This is a genomic window from Arthrobacter sp. AZCC_0090, from assembly GCF_014207375.1.
In the GTDB taxonomy this organism is placed as follows: Bacteria; Actinomycetota; Actinomycetes; order Actinomycetales; family Micrococcaceae; genus Arthrobacter.
The window spans coordinates 189,522-204,151 of record NZ_JACHEE010000009.1; the positions used below are offsets into that span (position 1 = coordinate 189,522).

Genomic DNA, 14,630 nt, shown 5'->3' on the forward strand with positions numbered 1-14,630 from the left:
CGTTATTCTCAACGGTCACAGTGCCAGCCCACCTTCGCGTGCACCGTCAGCGACGGCGGCGATGCGGCCGTGGTACTTGTTACCACCGCGGTCGAAGACAACAGCCTCGATGCCTGCAGCCTTAGCACGCTCTGCAACGAGCTCGCCGACGCGCTTGGCCTTGGCAGTCTTGTCGCCATCGAGTGCACGAAGGTCAGCTTCCAGCGTGGAAGCGGAAGCCACGGTTACACCCTTGCTGTCATCGACAACCTGGACGAAGATGTGGCGTGCGGAGCGGTTGACGACCAGACGAGGACGAACAGCCGTGCCGCTGATGCGCTTGCGGATACGAAGCTGGCGACGGCTGCGTGCAGCCGACTTGCTCTTGTTCGTACGCTTCTTGTTAATTGCGATGGCCATGGTTTACTTACCAGCCTTTCCGACCTTGCGGCGGATAACTTCGCCGGCGTAACGGACACCCTTGCCCTTGTAGGGGTCGGGCTTGCGCAGCTTGCGAATGTTGGCAGCAACCTCGCCGACCTGCTGCTTGGAGATACCAGCGACGGAGAGCTTGGTCGGCCCCTCCACCGTGAAGGTGATGCCTTCCGGAGCGGAGACATTGACCGGGTGGCTGAAGCCGAGAGCGAACTCAAGGTCAGAACCCTTGGCCTGAACGCGGTAACCAGTGCCTACGATTTCAAGCTTCTTCTCGTAGCCCTTGGTGACGCCCTCGATCATGTTGGCGATCAGGGTGCGGGTCAGGCCGTGCAGGGAACGCGAAGCGCGCTCGTCGTTCGGGCGGGTGACAGTCAAGGTGCTCTCGTCCAAGGTGACCTCGATCGGGCTGGCTACAGTGTGGCTCAGCTCGCCCTTGGTGCCCTTGACGTTGATGACAGAGCCATCAACCTTAACTTCAACGCCGGCAGGAACGGTGATGGGGAGACGTCCAATACGTGACATTATTCTCTTCCTTTCCCGTTACCAGACGTACGCGAGGACTTCGCCGCCCACGCCCTTCTTGCCGGCCTGCTTGTCAGTCAGGAGGCCGGAAGAGGTGGACAGGATTGCGATACCCAGGCCACCCAGCACGTGAGGCAGGTTGGTGGACTTCGCATAAACACGGAGACCAGGCTTGGAAATGCGGCGGACACCAGCGATCGAACGCTCGCGGTTCGGACCGAACTTGAGGTCGATGGTCAGCTTCTTGCCGACTTCGGCTTCCTCTTCCTTCCAGGCAGCGATGTAGCCTTCTGCCTTCAGGATGTCGGCAACGCGTGCCTTGAGCTTGCTGTACGGCATGCTCACGGTGTCGTGGTATGCCGAGTTGGCGTTGCGCAGACGCGTAAGCATGTCTGCGACAGGATCTGTCATAGTCATTTGGGCTCTTGCCCTTCCTCGTAATGGTTTCCGCGTTGGCTGTTCAAACAGCCGTGGCCGGACCTACTACGTAGTTATTAGTCTTCGGATTTGAACGGGAAGCCAAGTGCCTTGAGCAGCGCGCGGCCTTCGTCATCGGTCTTTGCAGTGGTGACAACCGTGATGTCCATACCGCGAACGCGGTCGATGGAGTCCTGGTCGATTTCGTGGAACATAACCTGCTCGGTCAGACCGAAGGTGTAGTTGCCATTGCCATCGAACTGCTTGCCGTTGAGGCCGCGGAAGTCGCGGATACGGGGCAGGGCGAGGGTCACGAGGCGGTCCACGAATTCCCACATACGGTCTCCACGCAGAGTTGCGTGTGCACCGATGGGCATGCCTTCGCGCAGCTTGAACTGTGCGATGGACTTGCGGGCCTTGGTTACCTGCGGCTTCTGGCCGGTGATCAGGGTGAGGTCGCGGACAGCGCCGTCGATCAGCTTGGAGTCCTTGGCGGCATCTCCAACACCCATGTTCACAACAACCTTCACCAGGCGGGGAACCTGGTTCACGTTCGCGTACTTGAATTCCTCAACCAGGGTCTGCTTGATGGAATCGGCGTACTTCGTCTTCAGACGCGGAACGATCTTCGTTTCGACGGTGGTCTCAGACAGTGTCTCACTCATCAGATGTCCTTCCCGGATGCCTTGGACACGCGGATACGGACGGTCTTGGAGACGCCGTCCTTCTCAACGGTCTCGAGACGGAAACCAACGCGGGTCGGCTTCTTGGTCGAGGGGTCAACAAGAGCAACGTTGGAGACGTGGATCGGGGCCTCAACGACCTCGATGCCACCGGTCTTGGTGCCGCGCTGCGACTGACCGACCTTGGTGTGCTTGGTGACGCGGTTGATGCCTTCTACCAGGACACGGTTGGTCTCGGTGAACACGCGCAGAACCTTGCCCTGCTTGCCGCGGTCGCCGCCGCGCTCCTGCTTGGCGCCAGTGATGACCTGAACGAGGTCACCCTTCTTGATCTTTGCACCCATGGGTTACAGCACCTCCGGAGCCAGCGAAACGATCTTCATGAACTTCTTGTCACGGAGTTCACGACCAACCGGTCCGAAGATACGGGTACCGCGGGGGTCGCCGTCGTTCTTCAGAATCACAGCTGCGTTCTCGTCAAACTTGATGTAGGAACCATCCGCACGGCGGCGTTCCTTCTTGGTACGAACGATGACAGCCTTGACGACGTCACCCTTCTTTACGTTGCCGCCCGGAATAGCGTCCTTGACGGTTGCGACGATGACGTCGCCAATGCCTGCGTAGCGACGGCCGGATCCACCGAGAACGCGAATGGTAAGGATTTCCTTAGCACCCGTGTTGTCGGCGACCTTCAGTCGCGACTCCTGCTGAATCAATTTTTACTCCTTGCGTCGCGCCGGTTCTCAGACCGAAATGGAGCATACGGAATGAGCCTTGCGGAACGGTTGATCGGGGTGTCTCTTGACCTGCCTGGATTTTGCCAGTGCGGGCCTAAACTCCCGTGCCGCCAGCATCAGCTTCCCTTGCGGAAATAACTGCGCGGGGCAGTATGCCGCGGCACGATCGTTTACGAGGTGGTTGTTGACGCACAACTGGCGCCATACAAACTCAATATCCTAGCACGCTTTATGCTAAGCACCGAAACGCGGGAAGGCCCGCATCCCTTGCGGGATACGGGCCTTCCTGCCAATCCATATCGCTGCCGGGCGCAAAGCCCGGCGCGGGACTACTTAGCCTTTTCGAGGATCTCGACCAGGCGCCACCGCTTGGTAGCGGAGAGCGGGCGAGTCTCAGAGATCAGAACGAGGTCGCCGATTCCGGCGGTGTTCTGCTCGTCGTGAGCCTTGATCTTCGAGGTGCGGCGAATGACCTTGCCGTACAGAGCGTGCTTCACGCGGTCTTCAACCTGAACAACGATGGTCTTTTCCATCTTGTCAGAGACAACGTAGCCGCGACGCGTCTTACGGTAACCGCGCTGTTCAGCGCTGGCTGCTGCTTCCGTCACAGTTTCCTTCTGTTCGCTCACTTGGCGTCCTCTCCAGCCTCAGCTTCGGCCTTTTCAGCCTTGGCTTCTGCCTTCTTGGACTTCTTTTCTTCCTTGGCTTCCACAACCGGTGCGGCAACCTCGGCACGAATGCCCAGCTCGCGCTCACGGAGAACGGTGTAGATGCGTGCGATGTCCTTCTTTACCGCGCGCAGACGACCGTGGTTCTCCAGCTGTCCGGTGGCGGACTGGAAACGCAGGTTGAACAGCTCTTCCTTGGACTTGCGGAGTTCTTCAACGAGACGCTCGTTGTCGAAACCGTCCAGCTGTGCGGGTGCGAGATCCTTCGACCCTACTGCCATTTCTATTCACCACCTTCGCGACGCACAATGCGTGCCTTCAACGGCAGCTTGTGGATTGCCAGGCGCAGTGCCTCGCGAGCTACCTCTTCATTGACACCGGCGAGCTCGAAGAGAACGCGGCCCGGCTTGACGTTTGCGACCCACCATTCCGGAGAACCCTTACCGGAACCCATGCGGGTTTCGGCCGGCTTCTTCGTCAGCGGGCGGTCCGGATAAATGTTGATCCAGACCTTGCCGCCACGCTTGATGTGGCGGGTCATCGCGATACGGGCAGACTCGATCTGACGGTTCGTGACGTAGGCCGGGCTCAGAGCCTGGATGCCGTACTCACCGAAAGTGACCTTGGTGCCGCCCGTTGCAGCGCCGGAACGACCCGGGTGGTGCTGCTTACGGTGCTTGACTCGACGTGGGATAAGCATTTAAGCCTGTCCTCCTTCTGCCGCGGGAGCAGCAGCTTCAGCTGCCGGAGCCTCTGCAGCAACAGGTGCTGCGTCGGCTGCCGGACGGTCGGTACGACGACGGCGGTCACCACGGTCTGCGCCACCCGGGCGGCCCGGGCGGTCGCTGGGACCGCGGCCGCGGGACGGAGCAGCAGCTGCCTGCTGGGCCAGTTCCTTGGCGGTGACGTCGCCCTTGTAGATCCAGACCTTCACGCCGATGCGGCCGAAGGTGGTCTTGGCCTCGTAGAAGCCGTAGTCGATGTTCGCACGCAGGGTGTGCAGGGGCACACGGCCTTCGCGGTAGAACTCCGAGCGGGACATTTCTGCCCCACCCAGTCGACCGGAGCAAGCGATACGGATACCCTTGGCACCCGCGCGCTGTGCGGACTGCATGGCCTTCTTCATCGCACGGCGGAAAGCCACGCGGGAAGTCAGCTGCTCAGCAACGCCCTGGGCAACAAGCTGGGCTTCCATCTCGGGGTTCTTGACCTCGAGGATGTTCAGCTGGACCTGCTTGCCGGTGAGCTTTTCGAGCTCGCCGCGAATGCGGTCCGCTTCAGCGCCGCGGCGGCCGATGACGATGCCCGGGCGAGCCGTGTGGATGTCCACGCGGACACGGTCACGGGTGCGCTCGATTTCGACCTTGGCAATACCAGCGCGCTCCATGCCCGTGGACATGAGCTGGCGGATCCGGATGTCTTCGCGAACGAAGTCCTTGTACCGCTGGCCAGCCTTGGTGCTGTCAGCAAACCAGTGCGATACGTGATCGGTGGTGATGCCGAGTCGGAACCCGTGCGGGTTTACTTTCTGTCCCACTTAGCGAGCCTCCTCTTTCTCCGGGGTAGCGACTACCACGGTGATGTGGCTCGTGCGCTTCTTGATCTGAAATGCGCGACCCTGAGCACGCGGCTGGAACCGCTTCATGGTCGGGCCTTCATCAACAAACGCTTCGCTGATGTAGAGGTCTCCTTCGTCAAAGGCAACGCCATCGCGGTCCGCGAGGACCCGTGCGTTTGCCATTGCCGACTGAACTACCTTGAATACCGGCTCCGAAGCTGCCTGTTGGGCAAACTTCAGAATTGCCAGAGCCTCATTCGCTTGCTTGCCACGAACAAGGTTGACGACGCGCCGGGCCTTCATAGGCGTTACGCGGATGTGACGCGCAATAGCCTTGGCTTCCATTGCTTTCCTTCTCTCGTCTAAGCCGTAGAGCGAGCGCCTTAGCGGCGCTTGCCCTTACGGTCGTCCTTGACATGGCCGCGGAATGTCCGCGTGGGAGCGAATTCGCCGAGCTTGTGCCCGACCATCGACTCAGTGACAAACACCGGGATGTGCTTGCGTCCGTCGTGAACGGCAATCGTGTGACCCAGCATGTCCGGGACGATCATCGAACGGCGGGACCAGGTCTTGATGACGTTCTTGGTGCCCTTTTCGTTTTCCCTGGCGACCTTTACAAAGAGGTGCTGGTCAACGAAAGGACCTTTTTTCAGGCTGCGTGGCATGTGTCCAGGCTCCTATCGCTTGTTCTTGCCAGTACGGCGGCGACGCACAATAAGCTTGTCGCTCTCTTTGTTGGGGCGGCGGGTGCGGCCTTCACGCTTACCGTTCGGGTTGACCGGGTGGCGTCCACCGGAAGTCTTACCTTCACCACCACCGTGCGGGTGATCCACCGGGTTCATGGCGACACCACGGACGGTCGGGCGAACGCCCTTCCAGCGCATACGGCCGGCCTTGCCCCAGTTGATGTTCGACTGCTCGGCGTTGCCGACCTCGCCGACGGTTGCGCGGCAGCGCACGTCAACGTTGCGGATTTCACCGGAGGGCAGACGCAGCTGGGCGAAACGGCCTTCCTTGGCGACGAGCTGAACCGAAGCACCTGCGGAACGGGCCATCTTGGCGCCGCCACCCGGACGCAGTTCAACTGCGTGGATGGTGGTACCAACCGGGATGTTGCGCAGCGGCAGGTTGTTGCCCGGCTTGATGTCAGCGTCGGGGCCAGCCTCGACGAAGTCACCCTGGGACAGCTTGTTCGGGGCGATGATGTAACGCTTGGTGCCATCAACGTAGTGCAGGAGGGCGATGCGAGCCGTGCGGTTCGGATCGTACTCGATTTCGGCAACGCGGGCGTTGACGCCGTCTTTGTCGTGACGACGGAAGTCGATCAGACGGTACTGGCGCTTGTGGCCACCACCCTTGTGACGGGTAGTGATCTTACCGGTGTTGTTACGGCCGCCAGTCTTGTGCAGCGGGCGCAGCAACGACTTTTCCGGAGTCGATCGCGTGATTTCGGAGAAGTCGGCTACGCTCGAGCCGCGACGGCCCGGGGTAGTCGGCTTGTATTTACGGATTCCCATAATTCATTTCCTCGTTAAAGTGGTCTCCGCTACGCGAGCGGACCGCCGAAGATGTCGATAGTGCCTTCTTTGAGGGTGACAATCGCACGCTTGGTGCTCTTGCGCTGTCCCCATCCGAATTTGGTGCGCTTGCGCTTACCGGCACGGTTGATGGTGTTGATCGATTCGACCTTGACGGAGAAAATCTTCTCCACGGCCAGCTTGATCTCGGTCTTGTTCGAGCGGGGGTCCACCAGGAAGGTGTACTTGCCCTCGTCGATCAGGCCGTAGCTCTTTTCCGAAACGACGGGTGCAATGACGACGTCGCGGGGGTCTTTGATGGTGGCTGCACTCACTTGGCATCCTCCTCGTTCTTTGCCTTGTCAGCGATGAAAGCCTCGAAAGCAGCCTTGGTGAAGACCACGTCGTCGGCGACCAGCACGTCGTAGGTGTTCAGCTGGTCTGCGTACAGAACGTGAACATCTACAAGGTTGCGCACGGAAAGTGCGGCAACATCGTTGGCGCGCTCGATAACAACGAGCAGGTTCTTGCGCTCGGAGACTGCCTTCAGCGCGGCCAGTGCTTCCTTGGAGGACGGCTTGGTGCCGGCGACCAGATCAGCAATGACGTGGATGCGACCGTTACGTGCGCGGTCAGACAGGGCGCCGCGCAGGGCAGCAGCCTTCATCTTCTTGGGGGTCCGCTGGCTGTAATCACGCGGCGTCGGGCCGTGGACAATGCCACCACCGGTCATGTGAGGAGCACGGATGGAACCCTGACGGGCGCGGCCGGTACCCTTCTGCTTGAACGGCTTGCGGCCAGCACCGGAAACTTCGGCGCGGGTCTTGGTCTTGTGGGTACCCTGGCGAGCAGCAGCGAGCTGTGCGACGACGACCTGGTGCAGCAGCGGCACGTTGGTCTGGACGTCGAAGATCTCTGCAGGCAGGTCTACCTTGACAGTGCTAGTCATTGAACTAGGCTCCCTTCACGGCGGTGCGTACGAGGACGACCTGGCCGCGGGCACCGGGGACGGCACCCTTGATAAGGAGCAGCGACTTCTCAACGTCCACAGCGTGAACCGTGAGGTTCAGCGTGGTGTGACGTTCTGCGCCCATGCGGCCGGCCATTTTCAGACCCTTGAAGACGCGGCTCGGGGTGGATGCGCCACCGATGGAACCGGGCTTGCGGTGGTTCTTGTGCGCACCGTGGGAGGCTCCAACACCGTGGAAGCCGTGACGCTTCATAACACCGGCGAAGCCTTTACCCTTGCTGGTGCCGACGACGTCGATCTTCTGACCGGCTTCGAAGAGCTCAACAGAAAGCTCCTGGCCCAGTTCGTAAGACGCGGCGTCTGCAGTGCGCAGTTCGACGACGTGGCGGCGAGGAGTTACGCCAGCCTTTTCAAAGTGACCAGCCAGCGGCTTGGTGACCTTGCGGGGATCGATCTGGCCGTAGCCGATCTGAACGGCGACATAGCCATCGGTCTCTGCGTTGCGCAGCTGGGTGATGACGTTGGAGTCAGCCTGGACGACAGTTACCGGGATGAGCTTGTTGTTCTCGTCCCAGACCTGGGTCATGCCGAGCTTCGTGCCCAGCAGGCCCTTTACGTTACGGGTTGCGGTCATAGTTTTCTCAGCACCTCCCTACAGCTTGATTTCGATGTTCACGTCGGCCGGCAGGTCGAGACGCATAAGCGAGTCGACAGCCTTGGGCGTGGGGTCGATGATGTCGATCAGACGCTTGTGAGTACGCATTTCAAAGTGCTCACGGCTGTCCTTGTACTTGTGGGGAGAGCGGATAACGCAGTACACGTTCTTCTCCGTCGGCAGCGGCACGGGGCCTACTACCGTTGCGCCTGCGCGCGTGACCGTCTCAACGATCTTCCGCGCTGAAACATCAATGACCTCGTGGTCATATGACTTCAGCCGGATGCGGATTTTTTGTCCCGCCATGTCGCCTGACTCTCTTTCAGTCTGTGCTGCCCTCGAATAAAGGCTGCCCTGTTCACTTACGTGTTGCATGTGGCTGCCGAAGCATTTGAAGTAGTACTACCACCCGCCGCACAAGCTGAATCCGGAGGGATCCGGGTTCCTCAACTTGCCGGTGTAACCGACCCCCGCGGTCGGGCGTGTCGCGATTTCCACGCAAACTCGTCCGCATTCCTTGGGGATCTGGGTTATGTTTGGGCTTCAGCTTGGACCCTGACACCCGGCATTATCCGGATCGGGACGCGAAGAAGCGCTTGAACAACTCACCTAGTATGCCGGAATTCCCCGGCATAAGCCAATTGGGCTCCCACCGACCATTGCCTTCGGCTCCTGCCGTCAGGATGATTAGGACATGACTGTCCAAGATGCTGCCACGGTGGAGGATCTTGCGAGCTGCCTCCGGCCCGGCTTCACCTTGGGCGTCGCCGCGGCGGCCTTCCAGATCGAAGGCTCACTTACGGCGGACGGACGCGGACCATCCAGTTGGGATGCATTCGCGGAGAAGCCCGGCGCGATCGTCGACGGCCACTCCCCCGCAGTTGCCTGCGACCACTACAACCGGACCGACGAGGACATTGCCCTCATACAGGACCTGGGCGTGGACTCCTACCGGTTCTCCCTCTCCTGGCCCCGGATCCAACCAGGCGGCAAGGGACCCATCAACCAGCAAGGCCTGGACTTCTACGACCGCCTGATCGACAAGCTCCTCAAAGCCGGAATCTCTCCAATGGTGACCCTCTACCATTGGGATACGCCCCTGCCATTGGAGCACGACGGCGGCTGGTTGAATCGGTCGACGGCGGACCGGTTCGCCGAATATTCCGCTGCGGCCGCAGGCCGCTTTGGCGACCGCGTGGCTCAATGGGTCACCCTGAACGAGCCCGTTTCAGTCGCATTGCAAGGCTACGCCCTTGGAGTCCACGCTCCCGGCAGGCGGCTGCTCTTCGATGCCTTGCCCGCTGCCCACCATCAGTTGTTGGGGCATGGATTGGCTGTCCAGGCCTTGCGGGCTGCCGGCGTTGCGGGAACTGTTGGCGTTGCCAACGTGCACTCGCCAGTCCAGCCCGCAAGTAAGCGACTCACAGACCGTCTCATGGCCAAGGCCTTCGACCTCATCTTCAACCGGGTGTATGCCGATCCCATCCTCTTGGGGAGATACCCGAAGCCCCCGCTACAAGTGAAACCCTGGTTCCGCGCCCTGGGCAACATCCGGGACGAAGACCTCAAGACCATCCACCAGCCCTTGGATTTTTACGGCGTGAACTACTATTACCCCGTCAAGGTCGCCTCTGGCCGCGGCAACGGAAGCACGCCTGGCAACAACTCCGACATGATGGCCAAGCTGCCGTTCCATCTGGCGGCCTTCCCCGAATACGAAACCACGGGATTTGGTTGGCCCGTGGCTCCCGAACACCTCGGAATCCTGCTACGGGAGCTGAAAGACCGCTATGGCCCTGCCCTACCACCCGTGTTCATCACAGAAAGCGGGGCGAGCTTCCCCGAGCCCGAGCACTCACCGGGTCCCGTTCACGACCCCGACCGCATCAACTACCTTGCTTCGCACCTTGGGCAAGCATTGAGGGCGACTGCCCCCGGCGGGATCGCCCACGACGTCGAACTTCTTGGTTACTACGTGTGGACGTTGCTGGACAACTTCGAATGGGCCGCCGGATACTCACAGCGGTTCGGGCTGGTGCATGTGGACTTCGACACCCTCGAGAGAACCCCCAAAGACTCGTTCTACTGGTACCAGTCCTTGAGCAGGGCGCGCCACAACTGATCAACAGCCCGTTTTGTAGAACGATCGTGCTAAATCAGTCCTTATTGTTCGCCCGTTTGATGCGCTTGGCACGTTCGATCTCGCGACGGAAGTACTTCCTTCCCCAGAAGATTCCAACTACCACGACGACAACCACGATCAGGAAAATGAGCCATCCCATTCCGCATTCCTCCTTTGGATGCAACGCTATCAGGGCGCAGTCCTGTTGAGGCGCCAGACTGCCAGGGCGATCAGAGCCAGTGCGAGCACGGCGAGCATGGCGAAGGCGTAGGAACGGAGAGCCCACATGATGCTGAGGGCAACGCCCACGGCACCCCACCATACGAACATGCGCTCAGCCAGGAGTAGGCCGGCAAGCAGCAGCACCGCGTGTCCCACGAGGACCCAAAGATGCTGTGGGACGGTACCCGAAAAGGCGGGCCCCGGGACTATCGAGAGCAGGCCACCGATGGAGAGCAAGCCTGCAGCCAGTCCGAGCCTGACACGTCCATCCAGGGCGCTTCCAGCGTAGTAGCGCAACCCTGCCAAAACGGCGCCGAGAACCACAAACCATTGCAGCACCCAAAAGAGCTCGGGCCTGGCTCCATGGGCGAAGAGAACCGCCCGCTGGACGGCCGCAAGGAGCAGCATAGAGCCAATCTCTGCGACAGTTAACCGGATGGCCCGGGGAACCTCAAGGCAAGCAACCGCCACGGCCGCCCCAAGCAGGCCGGTGCCAGCCAATGCGGTGTCATCGTGAAGCAAGCCGGCACCGGAAGCCAGGGCAAATCCCCCTCCAGCCGCAATTGCCAGCGACAACCTGCGCACCGGCTGCGATCCGATGCTCGGGATCCCGGACCAGCGCGCCGCGTAGAGTACAACGGCCGCCCCCACGCAGCCCACAAGCCACGGCAAGAAATCCTCCCATTGATACCCGGCCTGACCGAGGATCGCAACCTCAACCAGGATCGAATCGGCGAAAACCGTGGCGCCGACGATGCTCGCGGCCGAAGCAAACGCATAGAAGCCAGGCATTCCCTCAACGTGGGAGGCGACGAAACAGACCACTGCGAGTCCGAGTCCTGCCATCCCCGTGATGCTGTCCGATTCGTCCACGGACAGCAGGCCGCCGGCCCCGGTAAATGATAGTGCTGCCGCCAGCCAGAACCAATGTTCCGGAACACCAGTTCCCGGCTGGATGAGCAGTCTTCCCGCAGTCACCAGGAGCGCCAAGATGAGCAACACGACGGGCGCCGCGACCGGACCCAGTGGAGGTTCGGCGAGCCACGTACCGCCGGGGAATGACAAGTGTGGTCCTGCTGCCACCACCAAAGCAATTGTCGCCGGAACGGTGAGATATTCCGCGCCTCGCGCAGCGAAGATCCGATTCGCGACGACTGCGGAAACCAGAAGCAGGGCCAGCTCAATCAGCGGAACCCAGCGACCGCCGTCGTGGGCTTCCGGCTGAAGCAGATAGCTCGCCGGCAACGCTGCCTGCGCGGCAGGCGTGATCCACACGGCTGCCTGTTGGAAGGGAATCTGCTGCAAGCGGTTCCGCATGAGCCAGCGGATAATGTGCTGCACCATCAGAACGCCCGCAAAGGTCAGTGACACCACCGCCGCGGAGGCCGTGACGTCATGGGCAAAAACAGCTGCGAGGACCGCCGTGAGAATCCGGGCAGCCATGAAGTAGAAGCCCTTGGCCACCCGCTCTGGAGCCCCAGCCACCATGACCGCAGCAAACCCCGCGAAGATTACAAGCAACGCCTCGACCTCATGGACGTTTCCACCGCGAAGCGCCAGCAACAACGCCAGTGCGCCCGGCGCGAAGACCGCGGACCCAGTCTCCCTCCGCAGCATGAACCCAGCAGCCACAGCCGATGCAGCCATGAGAAGGGACACCGCACCAGCCTGCCAACTATCGGTCACGGAGCTGTCGAAGTACGTTCCGGAGATGCTCACGACGGCGGTAGCGCCAGCCATGAACGGCAGCACCACGGCAGCGTCGAGTGTCGCGAGTCCTCGATCAGGGCCGCGGACCGCCTCTGCAAGGGGCGGAATCAGCTGGAGGGCCAGTGCGACGAAGACTACTGTGGCCAGCTGAAGTGTCTCCCCTGCGAGCACCAGGCCGCTTTGGTCCTGGAGCAATTGCATATAGCCCGTGCCTGCGAGCACAGTCGCGAGGGCGCGGACGGCCCACCAATAGCTGCGTCGATGCAGTGTGCGCGGAAGACGCAGCGCCTGGACAGCGAAGTACAACACGGAGGCGAGCAACACGGTGTTTCCCAGGGCCAGGGACACTGCGCCGAAGCATAGCATCCCCGCCCATGCGATTGACACTGGTGCGAGGAACTCGGCCACGGTTCCGCGCCGTGGATGGTCTTGTGCGCCTCTCGGGAACAACATCGAGCCGGCCAGCATGGCTCCAAGGACATGAATCACAACGGCCGCTACCGTCATGGGTTGCCCGGGCATCCGCTCAAGGAGGAGAAGCCAAGGCATTACGGACATGCCGGCACCGGCAAAGGCCACGAGGCAGACAGTCGGAGCGAGCGTCCTGATCCCCGAGCGGAACAGTCCGGCTTCCAACAGCAACTGGATCGTGACAGCGGCAAGGAACGCCAGAATCACGGCGGCCAGGCGGTCGGGACGGTCCACCAAGAGACCCGCTGCCAAGGCGGGAACGGCGAGAGTCAGCGCAATGCGGCCCGCCAGGACAAAGACCAAGCGCTTGGTCTCCAGTGGTTTCCTTGCCCTCAACAACCAGTACACACCGGCAGCGGCGAACAATGCCGCCGTCGGCGCACCGCCAAGTTCATCGACAAACGGCCCCGCCGCCAGAATGGCGGCCACGGGGAGCCACTCCGCGAGTCCTCGCAGCTTCCATGCCAGGATCAAACTGCACAGGAGGGTAGCAAACAACGGGATACCCACAGGCGTCCCGGAATGCCGGGCCAGGATGGCGAACGCCGCCATGAAGGCAGCCGCCAGTTGAAGGCCAAAGCACACCACGGCATCAATCCAGCACCGCCGGATCGCCTGGGAGGTTCCCGCCCCCGGGAACCAACGGGCGAGCCGCCTACTGTCGAATGCCGACCACTGCGACTGCAGGGCCAGCAGAACCACTCCCGCCAGCAGCACCTCCGGCAGCCCGGCCCCGGCGTCGGACAACGCCACCGGACCGGCCACAGTGAACGCAAGCCGCGCGGCATAGAACTGTTGAAGGCGAAACCGGCCCTGCGGAAGAGCAGCCATCACGGCAAAATACAAGCCACACACCATCATGATCAGGGTGTACTCCCCCTTGGCCAGATGTTGCGGCACGAAAGTTACGGCTACGGCCACGAACGGCACGACATACGGGTGCAAGGCCATCAACGGCTGAACATAGGTTGGCGGGAGCCAGTGCGGCCTACGCAAGGCCACGAGGGACAGAAGCACGGCGAGACCGATGAGTGAAGCGAAATACCAGACAAGCGCGCCGCCCAGCATGGACACGCCGGACCAGCCCGTAGAGACAACAAAACCGAAGGACAAGAACGCGAGAACCTTGTTGTCCAAACGGACGGCGGCGAGGACATAGGCCACCGTGCCGACGATGGACGTGACCAGCCAGGCGGCAGGGCCGTTGTTCAAGGCGAAGTTGTACATTGCCAGGCCGGTCACGGGGATCAGGGCAAGCCCTGTTCCGGCGAACGCGATTGCGGCGGGCCGTAGCCTGGGAGCCCTGGCGTGGAGGATGAAACCGGATCCGTAAAAGGCGCCCGTGATAGCCCAGACGCCCGCGAAGCGGAGAACGGACGGGAGGCTGGTCCCGATGAACAGAGCTGAAGCGGCAACCAGCAGAAGGCTGGCCACGTAGAGCGTGACGTTGATGTTCTGCCGATCCCGTTTTTGTTTCCGCGCCGCTTGCTCGGCACGCAGCATCTCAGGAGGAATCGACTGGATTGATTGCGGTTGGGGCTGTACCGCCGGTGGCTGGGGCGCAGACGGGGCTGAAACAGGCCAGAAGGGGGCGGTCTGCACAAGAACCGGCCGGGAGGGTTGTGTGCTCGCGGAACTGGGCGGGCGGGAGGCCGGCCCTTCTGCACGATCGGTTCCGCGGCGAGCGTCGGCGTCGCGCCACCCAGCCGCGTGGCCGGCCAGATACCCGGAGCGATAAAGCCGATCGGAATCGTCCTCTAGCTGCTGGCGGGCGCGTCCGAGCAGCTCGCGTCCTTTTGATTTCCCTGCTGAATAGGACACCACGGCGATCAGGAGCACGACGGCCAGCGCGAGGATGGTGCCAAAGAAGCCAGACATTGCTGCTCTCCTGTCCAGGGTGGGTGATGCTCAATTTATCCATTCGATAGATAAACTATACCAAAGAAGAACCCCGCCACAGT

At 61.5% G+C, this 14,630-nt stretch carries 20 protein-coding genes; 1 reads left to right on the plus strand and 19 read right to left on the minus strand.

From position 1 onward, the window contains the following. Window positions 1-15: 15 nt before the first annotated feature. The 17 genes from rplR to rpsJ all read right to left on the minus strand — a co-directional run bounded on the left by rplR (window position 16) and on the right by rpsJ (window position 8,450). Window positions 16-399: a 50S ribosomal protein L18 gene (gene rplR, locus HNP00_RS15460; protein ID WP_184740614.1), complete on the minus strand. Its 384-nt coding sequence runs from the start codon at window positions 397-399 to the stop codon at window positions 16-18. A gap of 3 nt (window positions 400-402) precedes the next feature. Continuing rightward, window positions 403-939: a 50S ribosomal protein L6 gene (gene rplF / locus HNP00_RS15465; protein ID WP_059387368.1), complete on the minus strand. Its 537-nt coding sequence runs from the start codon at window positions 937-939 to the stop codon at window positions 403-405. 18 nt (window positions 940-957) lie between these two features. Then, the gene (gene rpsH, locus HNP00_RS15470; RefSeq protein ID WP_028265096.1) at window positions 958-1,356 is read right to left on the minus strand and encodes a 30S ribosomal protein S8; all 399 of its coding nucleotides are present in this window, start codon (window positions 1,354-1,356) and stop codon (window positions 958-960) included. A 77-nt stretch (window positions 1,357-1,433) separates the two neighbouring features. Then, the gene (rplE, locus tag HNP00_RS15475; RefSeq protein WP_184740615.1) at window positions 1,434-2,021 is read right to left on the minus strand and encodes a 50S ribosomal protein L5; all 588 of its coding nucleotides are present in this window, start codon (window positions 2,019-2,021) and stop codon (window positions 1,434-1,436) included. Continuing rightward, window positions 2,021-2,383, minus strand: a complete 363-nt coding sequence (gene rplX / locus HNP00_RS15480) for a 50S ribosomal protein L24 (RefSeq protein ID WP_184740616.1) — start codon at window positions 2,381-2,383, stop codon at window positions 2,021-2,023. The genes rplE and rplX overlap by 1 nt, the downstream gene beginning before the upstream one ends. Window positions 2,384-2,386: 3 nt before the next feature. Further along, a complete protein-coding gene (gene rplN, locus HNP00_RS15485) occupies window positions 2,387-2,755 on the minus strand; it encodes a 50S ribosomal protein L14 (RefSeq protein WP_003803789.1) in 369 nt (122 codons plus the stop codon). A gap of 350 nt (window positions 2,756-3,105) precedes the next feature. After that, window positions 3,106-3,405, minus strand: coding sequence for a 30S ribosomal protein S17 (gene rpsQ / locus HNP00_RS15490; RefSeq protein WP_059387365.1), 300 nt, complete (start codon window positions 3,403-3,405; stop codon window positions 3,106-3,108). Continuing rightward, complete coding sequence (rpmC, locus tag HNP00_RS23665; RefSeq protein ID WP_059387364.1) at window positions 3,402-3,725, minus strand: 50S ribosomal protein L29; 324 nt, start codon at window positions 3,723-3,725, stop codon at window positions 3,402-3,404. The genes rpsQ and rpmC overlap by 4 nt, the downstream gene beginning before the upstream one ends. A 2-nt stretch (window positions 3,726-3,727) precedes the next feature. After that, entirely contained in the window at window positions 3,728-4,144 is a 417-nt protein-coding gene (gene rplP / locus HNP00_RS15500) for a 50S ribosomal protein L16 (protein ID WP_028265101.1), read from the minus strand. After that, window positions 4,145-4,981, minus strand: coding sequence for a 30S ribosomal protein S3 (gene rpsC, locus HNP00_RS15505; protein WP_028265102.1), 837 nt, complete (start codon window positions 4,979-4,981; stop codon window positions 4,145-4,147). Next, complete coding sequence (gene rplV, locus HNP00_RS15510) at window positions 4,982-5,347, minus strand: 50S ribosomal protein L22 (RefSeq protein WP_184740617.1); 366 nt, start codon at window positions 5,345-5,347, stop codon at window positions 4,982-4,984. Between the two features lie 38 nt (window positions 5,348-5,385). Continuing rightward, window positions 5,386-5,667, minus strand: a complete 282-nt coding sequence (rpsS, locus tag HNP00_RS15515; protein WP_018773666.1) for a 30S ribosomal protein S19 — start codon at window positions 5,665-5,667, stop codon at window positions 5,386-5,388. A 12-nt stretch (window positions 5,668-5,679) separates the two neighbouring features. Continuing rightward, a complete protein-coding gene (rplB, locus tag HNP00_RS15520; protein WP_028265104.1) occupies window positions 5,680-6,519 on the minus strand; it encodes a 50S ribosomal protein L2 in 840 nt (279 codons plus the stop codon). Between the two features lie 29 nt (window positions 6,520-6,548). Continuing rightward, window positions 6,549-6,854, minus strand: coding sequence for a 50S ribosomal protein L23 (gene rplW / locus HNP00_RS15525; RefSeq protein ID WP_059387362.1), 306 nt, complete (start codon window positions 6,852-6,854; stop codon window positions 6,549-6,551). Beyond that, window positions 6,851-7,468 (minus strand): 50S ribosomal protein L4, encoded by a 618-nt coding sequence (rplD, locus tag HNP00_RS15530; protein ID WP_184740618.1) that lies wholly within the window; start codon window positions 7,466-7,468, stop codon window positions 6,851-6,853. Before rplD ends, rplW begins: the two co-directional genes overlap by 4 nt. A gap of 4 nt (window positions 7,469-7,472) precedes the next feature. After that, the gene (gene rplC / locus HNP00_RS15535; protein ID WP_028265107.1) at window positions 7,473-8,123 is read right to left on the minus strand and encodes a 50S ribosomal protein L3; all 651 of its coding nucleotides are present in this window, start codon (window positions 8,121-8,123) and stop codon (window positions 7,473-7,475) included. 18 nt (window positions 8,124-8,141) lie between these two features. After that, the gene (gene rpsJ, locus HNP00_RS15540) at window positions 8,142-8,450 is read right to left on the minus strand and encodes a 30S ribosomal protein S10 (protein WP_003803825.1); all 309 of its coding nucleotides are present in this window, start codon (window positions 8,448-8,450) and stop codon (window positions 8,142-8,144) included. 388 nt (window positions 8,451-8,838) lie between these two features. Between rpsJ and HNP00_RS15545 the strand changes: the two genes are divergently transcribed. Then, window positions 8,839-10,266, plus strand: a complete 1,428-nt coding sequence (locus HNP00_RS15545) for a GH1 family beta-glucosidase (protein WP_184740619.1) — start codon at window positions 8,839-8,841, stop codon at window positions 10,264-10,266. A gap of 34 nt (window positions 10,267-10,300) precedes the next feature. Here the strand turns inward: HNP00_RS15545 and HNP00_RS23400 are convergent, their stop codons facing one another. Then, complete coding sequence (locus HNP00_RS23400) at window positions 10,301-10,426, minus strand: hypothetical protein (RefSeq protein ID WP_260404995.1); 126 nt, start codon at window positions 10,424-10,426, stop codon at window positions 10,301-10,303. Between the two features lie 29 nt (window positions 10,427-10,455). Next, a complete protein-coding gene (locus HNP00_RS15550; protein ID WP_184740620.1) occupies window positions 10,456-14,547 on the minus strand; it encodes a hypothetical protein in 4,092 nt (1,363 codons plus the stop codon). Window positions 14,548-14,630: the final 83 nt, after the last annotated feature.